Source organism: Aeromonas sp. 25-AL00135, assembly GCF_054052385.1.
Map to the genome: position 1 here is coordinate 32,782 of NZ_JBSTYQ010000021.1, position 12,661 is coordinate 45,442.

The window sequence follows — 12,661 nt, forward strand, 5'->3', positions numbered from 1 at the left end:
TCCGGTCGAAGATAGGATCAATTGTTGCCATTATACACAGTTCAATAAGTGGTGACAGGAAACAAGATACTTGATTTAACATAATATACATTATGCGCAGTCATAGAAGGCTCTGAATTAAGACTCCCCATCATCACGCAAGCCACGGCCAGAGCGGCCCCCGTGCTTGCGCAATACTTTTTTAGGATCTCGTACCAAGCTGCTTTCATCTCAGGAGTCTTTGCCCTGATTGCGTGAAGCGAAATTACAACTTCTGCTGGGTCTATCCCGATTTCGTTTGCCAGCTTAATCGCAAGCTCATCAGTCACTTGCGCTTTTCCTGTGTTCAAATCGGAAATGTAAGCGGTTGTGAAATTGAGCTCTTCAGCAACTTCGCGGAATTTAGTGAAGTTTTTAGCCCTCATGTAGGCCGCTAAAAGCGTTTTAGAGTCCATATTTCTTTTCCTTTCAATGTTCGCTAGTACGTTAAATATACGTCTTTGCACGTAAGTTGCCTATCTTGCTTATTCCTGTTGCTAGGGATTAACTTCAGCCAAAAGTTAACTACCTAACTTACAGGTGTAGCCATGGAAGCGCAGACCCTACAGCAACAAGTTCCGGTTTACCACGTGTGCCAAGAGTGTAACGGCGCTGGCTGCGCTGCTTGCTCTGACCTGTTGATTCTGGACGGTGATATCCAGCTCGACCCTGATTGGTCTGGTGAACTTCCGCAAGTCCCCCCTTGTGACCTTTGTCCGCAACCTTGCAGCGACGGGGATTCTTGCCGTTATGTTTCTTCCCTGTCGCCGATAAATGGGGTTATCGGCGTCAATGCCTTATCCGGTCGCTGTGACTTCTGCGGTGCTTTTAGTGAATCACTCGATCAACTCAAGTCTGATTCTGATTCCTCAGTTTCAATCAAAATCTGCCCTGCCTGCTATAGCGACTATGTTCGCGGCGGCTGCGACCATTCCGAGCGTGACCAATGATCACCGTCCGCAACGGCACTCTTGGCTCTGCCATGACGTTCACCTCCTATGCCGCCCAGCGCAGCCTTGACGGCTCCCGTTCTGCGGTTGCCGCAAAGCGTAGTCGCTCCCCTGCCCTTGCTGGCCTGCAAGGTGAAGATTACCTGATGGCCCTTCGTAGCTCTCCGGCCTACATGGCCATGCTGCGCGAACAGTGGGCACAAGAGAATGATGTGCAACTTGATGTTGCAAACAAGTGGTGGAAACCGCAAGTCGAGGAACCAGCTCCGGTGCTGCGTTCCTCCCCTACCCCGTTCAGCCCTGAGGCTCAAGCGGACAAATTCGCGGCCCTGCCGATTGGCGGTGCCGAAGATGCCAAACTGCGGGAGCGCGTAATCCTGCGTCACCCTGCTTGCACTGGGTGGTTCACACATGTCTATCAATCGCGTAATGCGCTACTGGGTATACAAGCTGCTAATGCAGCAGCCCTTGAGCTTGATGCTTCTCTTTGCGTACGGGGTGATCTTGGAGAGTTCCGCTTTTCAGCTGACGATGAGTCTGTTGACACTTTCTCCATACGCTTTTCAGAACACGTGGGCCGCCTGGTTGCTACTCGGGCTCATGACGTGGCCCTGTGCCTTGTTCTTGAGCTTGCCCATCACTATGGTCTTTCTCCGGTGGCTACAGTCACCCAGTCGCAGAGGCAAGACCCGTATCCCACGCTTAATCGTTGGGCCGATGCTCAATGGGTTCGTCGTGTCGTACGCCGCGTTTCATCTCGCCGCCTTTATGACGCCGCTCGCCGATTCGGGCTTATCAGCGCAAGACTGGCAGCTTATACGACCGACCTCTCTGTTGCTCGCAGGGCTTTCCGCAGGGCTCGTAATGATGAAACCCTGTCAGCTCTTGTGGCACACAATGCAAAGGATGTGTTCGATGCGGTAAGCATGAAGGACGCCGTAGACGCCAGCGTTAGCAACCCGACCAATCGTCGGGCCGAGCTGATGACCCGCTTGTCCGGCTTCGAGCAGTGCGCCAAAGAGCAACGTCATGTTGCAATCTTCCTCACCTTTACGTGTCCCAGCCGTTTCCACTCGGTACACCGCAATGGCCAGCAGAACCAGAAATGGATCGAGGCGGGCCGCCCGTCCGTCCGTGACGCTCAAGCATGGCTCACCAACTGCTGGAACAACATCCGCAAGCGCGCCGGAGAGGCTGAAATCAAGCCGTACGGTTTCCGGTTCGCCGAGCCCCATCACGATGGTACGCCCCACTGGCACGCCGTGTTGTTCATGACAACCCAACAGGCCAAACAGTACATCGCCATTTGCCGCGCCCAGATGCTGGCCGACTCCGGCAACGAGCCGGGCGCCAAGCAACATCGCTTCAAAGTGGTCTTCATCGACCCTCGCAAGGGTTCCGCTGTGGGCTACTGCTCCAAGTACGTCGCCAAGAACATCGACGGCTTCGCCGTAGGCCTCGACCACGAAGCCGGAAAACGAGCCAAGGCCGTTGACACCGCCGCCCGCGTTGACGCGTGGAAATCCGATAACCGCATCCGCCAGTTCCAACAGATTGGCGGCCCCTCAGTCACTGCATGGCGCGAGTTCCGCACCATCCGCGACGAACTCGATATGGAAGACCCTATGTTCCAACAACTCACCAAAGAGCAGCACTTTGCGCTCGAAAACGTCCGCAAAGCCGCTGACGCGGGAGACTGGGCCGCGTTCTGTTGCGCCATGGGCGGCGTTCAAGTTCGTCGCAACGACCAGACCGTGCGCGTTCACTACGGCATCCCGGAAACCATGAAGCTGCTGTGCGATGAGGACGGCGTTGCCCTGCATACCCCGCGCACCAAGACCCAGTACGGCGACGATGCGCCCGCCCGCGCCATGGGGCTGATGTACGCGAACATCTTCATGCTCACCCGCGCCAAGGAATGGCTCGTGACCTCCAAAGAGAAATGGGAAGCGGCTTGCCGGAAGACCATGGAAGGCGTCCGCGACCAGTTCGAGGTTATGCGCGACGAGAAGGCTTACGCCTACATGGAATACGAAGAGTATGAGGCCCTCCGCCAGATGGCCATTTGTGATTATCAGTCCCGCGCATGGCTCCTCTTTTCCGACGACGAGCGCCTCGCGGGGCCCCCTCTGGGGTGCGAGCCGCTCGGCGGCGGCTTGGACCCGTGTCATTAACTGTCCTGTCTTTACCAAACCAAACAACCGGAGATAACGAATATGGAAATTGTAGGAACCATCCTCGATGCCGACGACATCGTGCTGAGTACCCGTAAGCGCAACGACGTCGATGTGCAAATTGGTACCGTGAAATTCATGACCACCAAGCCCACCGCTGTCATTGAGTTCAGCCTGAGCGAGGAACAGGTCAAGGCCAATTACCACGTCGAGCTGGCCAACATGGTAGGCCGCAAGGTCAACCTTCAGCTCGAATACGTGGACAACAGCTACGCGGGCAACGGCGGTCTGCACAAGACCTTCAACGGCTTCCGCCTGTTCGCCCTCCCCTCACCTGAGAAGAAGGGTAACTAATGCGCTGCGTCCAGGTTACCGCCGAAGGCTTCCTGCAGGCCGTAGATGTGGCGCTTGACCAGTGCCAAGGCGCGTATCTGGTCGAGCAACATGACATAGCGTCCATCGCCGCATGGCTGGATCCCGCGACGGTGGGCTATGGAGCTTTGGGGGCCATTCTGGCCGCCTCTTGTACGGGTGTCATATCTGTGTACTACGCCTCATGGGCATGGGCCAGATTGCGCTCAATCACTGGAATGAGATAAGGAAAGTCACATGAAAAACATCATCCGTAATGCCCCGAAGATGACCATCATCGCCTCCATGCTGTTGGCCGCTGGTGCTGCTCATGCAGCTGGTGAAGGTCTGGATGTAACCGGTGTTCAAACTGCCGTTCTGGCCGCTGTTACTGCCCTGCTCGGGTTCGTGGCCGCTGTCGGTCTGGCCAAGGCGGGTTTGGCGGCGGCCATCTGGGGCTGGCGTAAAATCCAAGGGCTTGCAGGCAGCAAGTAACATCATGTTGCAACCACAAGGGGCGGCGATCGCTGCCCCTTTTTCATTGGAGAGGACGCCATGATTTGGGCTCCCATAATGTTCATCACAGGGTTGGTGCTGGCATATGCGATCATATCGGGAAACAATTCGCGCCATTAACTGGCGCTGGATAACCAAGAAGACCCTCAAGGCATTGATGTACTGCATCAACCCGCTGAATTTCTTTAAGCTCATTCTCCGCCTTTTCAAGTGGGCCATCTATATCGTGTTCGGCGCTATCGCGCTGGGAATGCTCACGCTGGCCATTGGTAATTATGCCCACGCGGCGGAATGGGCTCCTGCCAAACAAGCGACTGTTTACAATGGTCAATGTACGTCTAATTACAACTGGATACCTGGCAATCCATCAATGACATATGATGCCTGCAAGGCTTATGTGTTATCCAAGGTTAAAGAGAGGATTCCTGATGCTGTTATTTGTTCGCAGTCATCAACGCCTAACGCGCAGGGTTCTTTGTATTTTTCAACTACTAATTGGGACGGTTGCACAGGCACTCATGTTTTAAAGGTATTGTCCACTTCCAATAGCTATGTTTGCCCTCCTGACGGAAAGCCCGAGTTCACGTTTGGCCCCAAGGTTACAAGTAACGGCACTGTCTGTGAAAAGAAGCCGCTTCAGTGTTTGCTAGGCTCAGTCAAAGATACCAACGCAATAACAGGCAAAGAGTTTTGCCGCCCCATATGCGAAGGCATAGCGGGTAATACCTATGGTTCACCAGACGAGCCAGTCAGTTATTTCACAAGCAATTTTGGCTCAGTCAAGATTACCTGCTATGGCCAATGTTCGGTTAAGTCGGTAGGCGGTGCTATCAACCCAGGTGGAAACCCTAATATCTGGATGGGTGTCATCCAGTTCACTGGCGAGAACTGCCCCATACAGACCAACGGCAACGCTGAAGATTCATCAACGGCCGGTGTAGATACCCCCGTCACTCCCCCAAGTTCGTCTCAGGCCACTACCGATGCACAGAACCAGCTCCAGAACGCGGCCAGTAGCGCCGTTAGTAACCCCACGTCAGGTGCAACGGGCACGGCCACGCTGAACACGGTCGTGGACAAGATAGCCGAGACCAGCAACAAAGAGATCAAGGCGACCAGCGAGCAGAACGCCGCTATGGGTAAGGTCATTCAGCAGACAGGTAAGGATATACAAGCCTCCATCAAAGAGGCCCAGTTGTCTGCCTCACAGGGCAGCGCAGGGGCCAGCATGGGCCAGATACAGACGGCCAACGCCATCAAGGACGGTAACGCCCAGCTAGGCACCAAGCTTGATGCCATCAAAGACGCTATCGAGAAGGGTGACGAGGGAGAAGGCCAAGAGCCCCTTCCCCCAGGCGATACAAACATCAAGACCGACCCGAACTCAGTGAACCCCAATCCCAACGACTGGGGCCAACGTAACTACGGAACCGTTATGCAACATCATGTTACAGCCATGAACCAGTTGCCGCTGTTCTCGTCCATCGGTGACTTCTTCAAAGTCGATATGGGCGCGGGCACCTGTCCCCAGTTCAGTATCGATGTGCCGGATATTGGCGGCGTAGGCGGTGGAAGTCTGGTGTTTGATGTGTTCTGTAATGCCGACCTGCAAAAGGTATTCGAGATAATCGCGCTGTGCGTGAAGCTATTAGGTCTTTATGCCGCGTTTAGAATTGCCCTGCTGGACTAAGGATACAAGCCATGGAATTGCTTAATTCGTTCAGGAACTGGCTAAAGGATATGATTGAGAGCTTCATCATGTGGGTGGTGAAGTTCTTTCAGGCCATATTCCAGTGGTTTGAGGATATTCTGCTGACCACGCTGGAAAAGATATTGGAGGGGATACGGTTCGTTATATCGAGTATCCCTATGCCGGATTTCTTGCAATACAGCTTGCAGGATCTCTTTAACTACATCCCCTCGGATGTTGTCTACTTCCTGAATATGTCGGGAATATCGCAGGCGTTTTTGTTTATATCAATGGGTGTCGCCTTCCGTTTGGTTCGTAAAGTGGCAACGTTGTTCCAGTGGTAATAACTGCGTGACGCGATTATTTATGTTAAATGGAGTCTTAACATGCTGATATTTCATGAGGGATTGCCGGGCTCCGGTAAAAGCTATGAAGCATTGGTGTCCCATATTATTCCGCGGCTCAAGGACGGCCGCACCGTGGATGCCTATATCGAGGGTCTGAATTTCGAGAAAATAGCCGAGCTGGCCGAGATAACGCTGGAGGAATGCCAAGAGCAGCTCAAGCAGATCACCCGCGAGCAGGTGCCGGCCATCCATGAGCACGTTCGGGATAAAAGCCTGGTCATCATCGATGAGAGTCAGAACTTTTGGCCGTCTGGTCGCCAAAAATTACCTGACCCGATCATCCAATTGATAACAGAACACCGCCACCGTGGCCTTGATATCGTGTTGATGGGTCAGAACCTCAACGACGTCCACAGCATGTGGCGCAACCGTATCGACAAGAAGTTCGTCTTCAAGAAGCTCGATGCCGTAGGCCAAGCCAAACGCTACTCTTGGACGGCCTACAGTGGTTCCCTCAGGGCAGACGGCCAGCGTAGCCGTATCGAGTTTGAGAAGCTCACAGGCGGTATTCGTCAGTATGACTCCAAATACTTCGGCAGCTACGCCAGCACCACCTCAGAAGACAATGAAATGGGGGTCTATGAAGATGACCGGACGAACATCTTCAAGTCCGCCAAGTTCAAGTACGGGCTCCCAATCGCTGCCCTGCTGTTCATCGGTGGCCTCTGGTTCGCCATCGATACCATGCTCAACTTCAACAGCAAGACGGGGGCCGAGGACTTGGCCAAGCAGGAGGCGCAGCAACATGAGGTTGCATCACCCAGTTCACCTGGCCAACCAGCACCAAGGCCGGAGCCGCCCCCGAAACCCAAGATTGATGACTTCTTCACTCAATCCATAGAGGGATACACGCCTGTCCTTGTCTCCTACTCGATGGTTAATGGCAATTTGCTCGACGCATGGGTCGATGTGTGGGACAGCAAAGACAACTCCATCACCCTATGGAAGAAGGCTGAACTCACAGAACTGGGCTGGACTGTCGTCATGAAGTCCTATGGCCTCGTCCTGACCAAAGGCAAAGTGACCATGCTCATCCGTGAGCGCAACACCATACCCACAGCCAAGAAGGATAGTTTGACCTCCAGCGTTGCGGGATCAGTTGAAAAGGCTTTGTAGCAATTCACCCCGTCCAAGTGTGACGCGTCCCTCCAACGCGTCCCTTGGCTTCTCAGCACGATTTCATTTTGCCAGTGGCCGGAGGCCCGCCGCCGCGCGGGCCAGCAGCACTACCGCTGGCGTTTCCCCGCGCTGCGGCGCTCCCCGAGGACACCCTCCCCCAAAATAAATCGCCTCGTGTAGCGTTGCTCCCGCCCGTAGCCAAAACACGGACATTCAAAAAGAAAGTGCAACATGATGTTGCATTTAGGCTAGCTCAAACTATAATCGAAGTATGCAACATGATGTTGCACTAACAAGGAGGAAACATGGACGATTTGAGCTTGAGCGCCGCAGAACTGAAAGACATTCGCGCCCGCCTTGAGTGGTCACAACAGCGCATGGCTGACGAGCTGTCCGTTGCTCGTAACACCGTGGTACGCATGGAGAATGGCCAAATGGCCATAGAGCGCCGCACGGCCTTAGCAGTCAGGTATCTGGCTTGGCATCACGCCATGATCGAGAAGGTATCACGCCAACAGCCAGGGCAACCCGCAACTGCGTCCCCTGCCTCAGAATCTGGTGATCGCCACAAGCAGGTTGATTTGCCTCTTTCCTCCTCTGCGAAGACCGCCACCAGGTCAAACCCTGTTGCTGATGCTTGGGAGGTTTTTTGGGATCTTCGGTGTAGTCGCCAGGGTGTGCACCTGCTTGAGGAGAACTATTTCAAGTTGGCCAAGGCGACTAATACAGATTACTCCTATCTCTTCATGCTCCAGCTTCTTCAGCGCCTTTTCGACCTGCCAGTGCCTTGGAACTCCTGCGCACCAGTTGAGTGGATACAGTTCAAAGCACTCCGCGCCTTCACTGACAAGCTCTACAAAGCCAATCCCCAATGGCACTGATGACCGGACACCAAAGAACAGGGGCGCTAGCCCCTACAAGCCGCCCACTGATGCCGATAGAACTACCCGTCGGTGAGCGGCGGAACACGCCCATCTAGCCCCGAGACTGGATCACCCCCTTCCCTGCTAAACCGGCTTTTAAGGCTCTCAGCGTTCTGAGGTAGGCAAACGCCTCAGCGCCGCGTTGTCTTTCAGCGCCTTGAGGTCTTCACTCCCGAACGACTCGATTATTTCCAGACGCTGGCGGCTAAGATAGGTGCCAGCAGGGGTGATCAGGTGATGCCCGGACATACGCCAGCCATCCCAATAGCGGGTAAAAACGGTTGGCAGCTCCCGTCCAACTGCCATCCTCATGACTCGTTTGCATACAGGCGGTATGGGTTTTCCCTCATCCCATAGTGTGACCTCCGTCACGGAAACAAAACAAAGTTTCGCTGTTTCCTCTGGACTCAAACCACACTCAAACCATCGAAAGATAAAGTTTTTTGTTATATTCCTGCGCATTATTCGCGTACCGCTCGAATCTGACAACATTGTCAGGACGCACGGCATCGGCGGCTTTAACGTAATCATGAATTATGCGCAGTGACGGATGCAGGAGGACTGAATGAAGAGAACTGAGCAATGGAGCCGCTTTGATGTGGCTGACGGCTTGGCCACCGAGGCCGACATGGTTGCCTATCTGCAAGCAGCTCTTGAAGATGGTGATCCGGCGCTGCTGAAAGCTGCGTTGGATGATGTAGAACGTGCTCGCGTAAAACTGAATGGTCAGCCGCGCTACACGCTGGAAGAACTGTTGGCTCAGTGTGACCCCAATGCCACGTCACCAGGTGAAACAGATTGGGGAACCGATGTGGGTTTAGAGCGCCAGGATTATCTGCCGGAGCTACTGGCCAAGGTCGATCCTGACGAAATCGGTTGGGATTGGGATGCATCCGACAAGTCACCGAAATCAACTGAACAATAAAGAATTACTCATCAGGAGCAGCTTCTGACGGATTTTCTTCCTGGTCTGGCCCACGCACTGTGATGACATCCTTGCGCTCAGTCAGGAAATCTGGGGATGCCGGTTTGGTATCAAAAAAACCATTCAAGTCACGTGAATTTGACGGCTCTAATCTAGAACTGCGCTGAGCAAGAGCTGACCGTGCTTCAGACAGGCTGTAAGTGAGCCCCTGTTCTATATCTGCCATGGACAATTCCAGCAGCTGAATCAATGGATCTTTTTGATGTTCGGACATGCCTGACCTTTTCAGCCGATGCCGATAAATAGGGTTATCGGAATCATCGTGAGAGATAACAAGGCTTATTGAAAGCAGTAGCCCGCAGCTTTTCCTTAGCTTAAAGGTTCGGAAATCGATCGGGATCGAGGCTACACACAGACCTCCAGCAATCTGACTGCCCAAAGCAGAAGGACAATATCTGGTTGATTCCCCCTGCAGATGCTCTTGCAGCGATAACAGAATAACACAGTCAACCGCCCTGCCCCACATCACCGAAATGTCCTATTTTGAGACAAGAGTCCACTATTAAATCAATACGTTGTGCGGAATCCCCCTCACTAATTGAACGTTATGTTTGATTTTCACCGTTATAACCATCGCCATTACCGTGAATATTCTTAGAAATATCTGTCCCCTACTTGAGAGGTCTCTCTCTGAAAATATTGATACTCCTTCTTGTAAAACAGCCATAAAAATTCCGACTATCGCGATAGATTCCCCTCCCCTTAATCCTCACGGTTTATTGTTGTGGCTGGCATGATTGCGACTTTTTTGGAAGTCGGGTCAATTCATATTCAAGGCACGTTTGGCGATGGCCAATGTGAGTGGCTGGCAGGTCAAGTAGAGGTTGCTGTTGAACTGCTGCAATATGCGTTTGAGCTCGTTCATATCATCGGGATGGAGGGTTAAGGACCAGAGTGCTCTGGGCTGGCCATGATGGAGGCCATTGGTATAGATAATGGTGCAATCTTCGATACGCAACTCTTTGCAGTGGGCCTCCATCTGCAGGCCCACATCCGAAAACCAGATATGCAGCGTGCCTGAAGAGATAAAGGTGAACTGGGCCATGAGCGACCCTTTGCCAACGATCCTGAAGGTCTTTTCCACCACTGCCACTTGCATACCTGCTCCTTGGTATCTCATTAACATTGATATCAATATCACCAATGATGACTGGATATGCAAGTGTGATAACAAGGCGCTGTTCAATCCGAATATGATTGCTTCCGGCATGTTACTTAGCTTTCGGCATCGGGTGTTCTCGGTGTTTCAGCAAGCAATTTCGTTTTTTGCTTCTCTGCTACGGGATAAATATGTATGCCGCAGATGGCAAGGTACCTGTTCTGAATCATCCTTGTGAGCCAAAAATATTTCCTGAACCGATTGCCATCCAGAGAAGTACAACATTGCCGTGCCAACTTCTATGACACCCCAAACAAGCCATTCTGTGTTCTAAGAGCAGTCAATACAAATCAGGGTCATGTCACGTTGTTCGTTAGTCCTTGTGAATGTTATCTCTCACATATTGGTTCAATCGGTCCAGCGGCTTTTGCTGGGCGCTCTCATGTCGTTCACTATTGCTGGTGTGCAGGTATTTCGAAGTGGTGTCGATGCTGTCATGCCCGGCATCGGCCTGTACATGGGAGAGCGGCCGCCCATGCAGGTTGATGTCATGGGTGATCCCGGTGTGGCGGATCGCATGGGGAGAGAGTTGCCGCATTTCGGCCGCATCCTGGACAAATCCATCCTGCTCTGCCAATTCTGCGCCTTTACCGATGATCACCATGATCAAATCCCGTAACTGGCGAATACCGAGATTGGCGTTTAGCTCGCCCTGCTCGCGGCCGTGGGCTGCCGCTTTATGGCGAACGAACAGTGGCGTCTGTTCATCCGGTGTCGGCAAGGGAGAGAGACCGAGGAAGCGGCGGTAGCGTTCAAGTGCCGCCAACAGTGCTTGGGATACCGCTACGGTACGCCGTTTGCCCCCTTTGCTTTGCGGAATAAAGTAGCCCCACACGCCGGTTTTGCGATCCCGCCTGAACTGCCCCATCACAGGGGTAAAGCCCGGCCGGGCTGCAACCTCAGAGATCCGCAGATAGCAGGCGTACATCAGAATGGTGAGAAAACGGCTGCGCTCGTGTTGCTCCGGATGGTCGTTGGCAAGGGTATCGGCGGCCTGCATCACGTATGACCACTGCAATTCGCTGAAGGCCTGCACCTGATCATCGGCCTCCTGCTGCTGCGGCCGTTTGACCCGCTGCAGTAGCAGAGCGGGATTCCTGTCCATGTACTCCTCCTGGATCAGGAACAGGAAGAAGGCCGACAGGATGGCCAGCTTGGTCTTCATCGCCTGCTCGCTCAGGCGATAGGGCAAGGTGCGGCCCAGCTCCCGCTTGCCGAGAAACGGTCGCCATTGCGGATTGGGCAACCGCTCTCCCCACTCCTTGTCGAGGACAAACTGCGCCACGTTGCGATAGGCGATCAACTCGTCAGGGGGGGACTGACAGTAGTCGAGATAGCGGATCATGATGCGGCGAGTGAGATCTTTCGGGCTGATGGCCGCCTCGCGAAAGCACCAGTGCAAAAAAGTGGTCAGTTCGCTGCGATAGGTTTTGTAATTGTTTTCGCTGTTGCGCTGCTCCAGCAGCCAATCGACCGCCAGTTCGTAAACTAGACCGGCATCGGGTACATCGTTGAGGCTGAGGTTGGCAAGGTACTGATTGACCTGTGGGTTACCGGCCTCCAGATAGATAAGGCTGTCAAACAGCGGCATGGCTGGCGGCAAGGATAATGGTTGTTGAGTCATGGTGTTGCTTGTTGATGCTGAAATGAGTCGATATGAGCCTGTGAGCCGAATTGCTAGAAAAGGGCTCGTGATAGATGAATGTGGCTTCTATTGGGATTTGTATTGCCTCTTGTTGTTGCTGATTAAGTGTCGCTCAGTGATGCACGCTATTTTGTTATGCATTGGATATGCACCGCTGTTAAAAAATTCTCGGGGTAAATAGCCGTAAAAATGCTTTTAAATGCAAATAAAGTGAATGCGGTGAGCTGTTTATCCCGAGAAATAGCAGGTCTGTGCAATCAGGCCACCTGTTTGAGTGGCTTCTCCTTGCGCTTGGCTGCTGGAGTCTCTTCCTCTTTCGTGCCAGCCTGAACCTTGCCGCCACGCAGCAGGGTTTGCAGCACATCGCGCTGCTCTGCCAGGTAGAATGCCAGACTCTCTTGCTGCTCTGGCGCCAGCTCGATCGGGGCGCCAGCCAACAGGGTCATCAACTCGTCGGCCGTATCCAGCAGCTTGTCATAGGCATCGGCCTCTTTTTTGCTGGCAAAGGTCATTTTTTCCACTCCCCCACGAACAACCACATATTTGATTTCGACAGCCATGATGGCCTCCTCTTGGTGATGATGGATAGAGTATATGTATGGATATACAGTATTGCAAATAACCTCACCGGAAAAGAGTTCGCCGGGGTTCAGCGACAAAAGCCGCGTTGGATCAAGTTGTCTCAAAGTGCCATTTGACTTCCACGCCTGACTGGTCGGATCAT

Annotated in this window: 16 protein-coding genes; 9 read left to right on the top strand and 7 right to left on the bottom strand. The window is 53.3% G+C overall.

Annotated elements, in window-relative coordinates:
• Positions 1-41 precede the first annotated feature (41 nt).
• The gene (locus ACW5XC_RS17745; protein WP_042055016.1) at positions 42-434 is read right to left on the bottom strand and encodes a DUF3693 domain-containing protein; all 393 of its coding nucleotides are present in this window, start codon (positions 432-434) and stop codon (positions 42-44) included.
• Positions 435-566: 132 nt separating this feature from the next.
• Here ACW5XC_RS17745 and ACW5XC_RS17750 point away from each other — a divergent pair, with 132 nt between their 5' ends.
• Genes ACW5XC_RS17750 through ACW5XC_RS17760 form a run of 3 tightly spaced genes read left to right on the top strand, consistent with a single transcriptional unit; the run spans position 567 to position 3,496 of the window.
• Positions 567-968 (top strand): hypothetical protein, encoded by a 402-nt coding sequence (locus ACW5XC_RS17750; protein WP_143182623.1) that lies wholly within the window; start codon positions 567-569, stop codon positions 966-968.
• On the top strand, positions 965-3,142 hold the full coding sequence (locus ACW5XC_RS17755; protein ID WP_080771408.1) for a replication endonuclease: 2,178 nt from the start codon (positions 965-967) through the stop codon (positions 3,140-3,142). The genes ACW5XC_RS17750 and ACW5XC_RS17755 overlap by 4 nt, the downstream gene beginning before the upstream one ends.
• 42 nt (positions 3,143-3,184) lie before the next feature.
• A complete protein-coding gene (locus ACW5XC_RS17760) occupies positions 3,185-3,496 on the top strand; it encodes a hypothetical protein (RefSeq protein WP_042055021.1) in 312 nt (103 codons plus the stop codon).
• On the opposite strand, the gene ACW5XC_RS17765 is transcribed toward ACW5XC_RS17760, so the two are convergent.
• Positions 3,493-3,588, bottom strand: a complete 96-nt coding sequence (locus tag ACW5XC_RS17765; protein WP_143182622.1) for a carboxylesterase family protein — start codon at positions 3,586-3,588, stop codon at positions 3,493-3,495. The two genes, ACW5XC_RS17760 and ACW5XC_RS17765, sit on opposite strands and share 4 nt — an antisense overlap.
• Positions 3,589-3,751: 163 nt before the next feature.
• On the opposite strand from ACW5XC_RS17765, the gene ACW5XC_RS17770 reads away from it, so the two are divergent.
• From ACW5XC_RS17770 to ACW5XC_RS17790, 5 genes are all read left to right on the top strand, one after another.
• Complete coding sequence (locus ACW5XC_RS17770; RefSeq protein WP_042055022.1) at positions 3,752-3,988, top strand: hypothetical protein; 237 nt, start codon at positions 3,752-3,754, stop codon at positions 3,986-3,988.
• A 106-nt stretch (positions 3,989-4,094) separates the two neighbouring features.
• The gene (locus ACW5XC_RS17775; RefSeq protein WP_042055025.1) at positions 4,095-5,699 is read left to right on the top strand and encodes a methyl-accepting chemotaxis protein; all 1,605 of its coding nucleotides are present in this window, start codon (positions 4,095-4,097) and stop codon (positions 5,697-5,699) included.
• Positions 5,700-5,710: 11 nt separating this feature from the next.
• Positions 5,711-6,043: a DUF2523 family protein gene (locus tag ACW5XC_RS17780; RefSeq protein ID WP_052451233.1), complete on the top strand. Its 333-nt coding sequence runs from the start codon at positions 5,711-5,713 to the stop codon at positions 6,041-6,043.
• A gap of 42 nt (positions 6,044-6,085) precedes the next feature.
• Entirely contained in the window at positions 6,086-7,222 is a 1,137-nt protein-coding gene (locus tag ACW5XC_RS17785) for a zonular occludens toxin family protein (protein WP_052451235.1), read from the top strand.
• 308 nt (positions 7,223-7,530) lie between these two features.
• Positions 7,531-8,106: a helix-turn-helix transcriptional regulator gene (locus ACW5XC_RS17790; protein ID WP_042055026.1), complete on the top strand. Its 576-nt coding sequence runs from the start codon at positions 7,531-7,533 to the stop codon at positions 8,104-8,106.
• Between the two features lie 147 nt (positions 8,107-8,253).
• Here the strand turns inward: ACW5XC_RS17790 and ACW5XC_RS17795 are convergent, their stop codons facing one another.
• Positions 8,254-8,454, bottom strand: a complete 201-nt coding sequence (locus tag ACW5XC_RS17795; RefSeq protein WP_236317073.1) for a DUF3653 domain-containing protein — start codon at positions 8,452-8,454, stop codon at positions 8,254-8,256.
• A 259-nt stretch (positions 8,455-8,713) separates the two neighbouring features.
• Between ACW5XC_RS17795 and ACW5XC_RS17800 the strand changes: the two genes are divergently transcribed.
• Complete coding sequence (locus ACW5XC_RS17800) at positions 8,714-9,073, top strand: hypothetical protein (protein WP_042055027.1); 360 nt, start codon at positions 8,714-8,716, stop codon at positions 9,071-9,073.
• A gap of 4 nt (positions 9,074-9,077) precedes the next feature.
• On the opposite strand, the gene ACW5XC_RS17805 is transcribed toward ACW5XC_RS17800, so the two are convergent.
• The 4 genes from ACW5XC_RS17805 to ACW5XC_RS17820 all read right to left on the bottom strand — a co-directional run bounded on the left by ACW5XC_RS17805 (position 9,078) and on the right by ACW5XC_RS17820 (position 12,497).
• Positions 9,078-9,347 (bottom strand): hypothetical protein, encoded by a 270-nt coding sequence (locus ACW5XC_RS17805; protein WP_143182621.1) that lies wholly within the window; start codon positions 9,345-9,347, stop codon positions 9,078-9,080.
• 546 nt (positions 9,348-9,893) lie between these two features.
• A complete protein-coding gene (locus ACW5XC_RS17810) occupies positions 9,894-10,343 on the bottom strand; it encodes a hypothetical protein (RefSeq protein WP_236727587.1) in 450 nt (149 codons plus the stop codon).
• A 262-nt stretch (positions 10,344-10,605) separates the two neighbouring features.
• Entirely contained in the window at positions 10,606-11,883 is a 1,278-nt protein-coding gene (locus tag ACW5XC_RS17815; RefSeq protein ID WP_178378381.1) for a tyrosine-type recombinase/integrase, read from the bottom strand.
• Between the two features lie 311 nt (positions 11,884-12,194).
• A complete protein-coding gene (locus ACW5XC_RS17820) occupies positions 12,195-12,497 on the bottom strand; it encodes a YebG family protein (RefSeq protein WP_042055032.1) in 303 nt (100 codons plus the stop codon).
• Between the last annotated feature and the right edge of the window lie 164 nt (positions 12,498-12,661).

Coding starts and splice junctions, on each gene's coding strand:
- ACW5XC_RS17745 (WP_042055016.1), bottom strand. CDS start 434: ATGGACTCTAAAACGCTTTTAGCGGCCTACATGAGGGCTAAAAACTTC.
- ACW5XC_RS17750 (WP_143182623.1), top strand. CDS start 567: ATGGAAGCGCAGACCCTACAGCAACAAGTTCCGGTTTACCACGTGTGC.
- ACW5XC_RS17755 (WP_080771408.1), top strand. CDS start 965: ATGATCACCGTCCGCAACGGCACTCTTGGCTCTGCCATGACGTTCACC.
- ACW5XC_RS17760 (WP_042055021.1), top strand. CDS start 3,185: ATGGAAATTGTAGGAACCATCCTCGATGCCGACGACATCGTGCTGAGT.
- ACW5XC_RS17765 (WP_143182622.1), bottom strand. CDS start 3,588: ATGTTGCTCGACCAGATACGCGCCTTGGCACTGGTCAAGCGCCACATC.
- ACW5XC_RS17770 (WP_042055022.1), top strand. CDS start 3,752: ATGAAAAACATCATCCGTAATGCCCCGAAGATGACCATCATCGCCTCC.
- ACW5XC_RS17775 (WP_042055025.1), top strand. CDS start 4,095: ATGCGATCATATCGGGAAACAATTCGCGCCATTAACTGGCGCTGGATA.
- ACW5XC_RS17780 (WP_052451233.1), top strand. CDS start 5,711: ATGGAATTGCTTAATTCGTTCAGGAACTGGCTAAAGGATATGATTGAG.
- ACW5XC_RS17785 (WP_052451235.1), top strand. CDS start 6,086: ATGCTGATATTTCATGAGGGATTGCCGGGCTCCGGTAAAAGCTATGAA.
- ACW5XC_RS17790 (WP_042055026.1), top strand. CDS start 7,531: ATGGACGATTTGAGCTTGAGCGCCGCAGAACTGAAAGACATTCGCGCC.
- ACW5XC_RS17795 (WP_236317073.1), bottom strand. CDS start 8,454: ATGGCAGTTGGACGGGAGCTGCCAACCGTTTTTACCCGCTATTGGGAT.
- ACW5XC_RS17800 (WP_042055027.1), top strand. CDS start 8,714: ATGAAGAGAACTGAGCAATGGAGCCGCTTTGATGTGGCTGACGGCTTG.
- ACW5XC_RS17805 (WP_143182621.1), bottom strand. CDS start 9,347: ATGTCCGAACATCAAAAAGATCCATTGATTCAGCTGCTGGAATTGTCC.
- ACW5XC_RS17810 (WP_236727587.1), bottom strand. CDS start 10,343: ATGCCGGAAGCAATCATATTCGGATTGAACAGCGCCTTGTTATCACAC.
- ACW5XC_RS17815 (WP_178378381.1), bottom strand. CDS start 11,883: ATGCCGCTGTTTGACAGCCTTATCTATCTGGAGGCCGGTAACCCACAG.
- ACW5XC_RS17820 (WP_042055032.1), bottom strand. CDS start 12,497: ATGGCTGTCGAAATCAAATATGTGGTTGTTCGTGGGGGAGTGGAAAAA.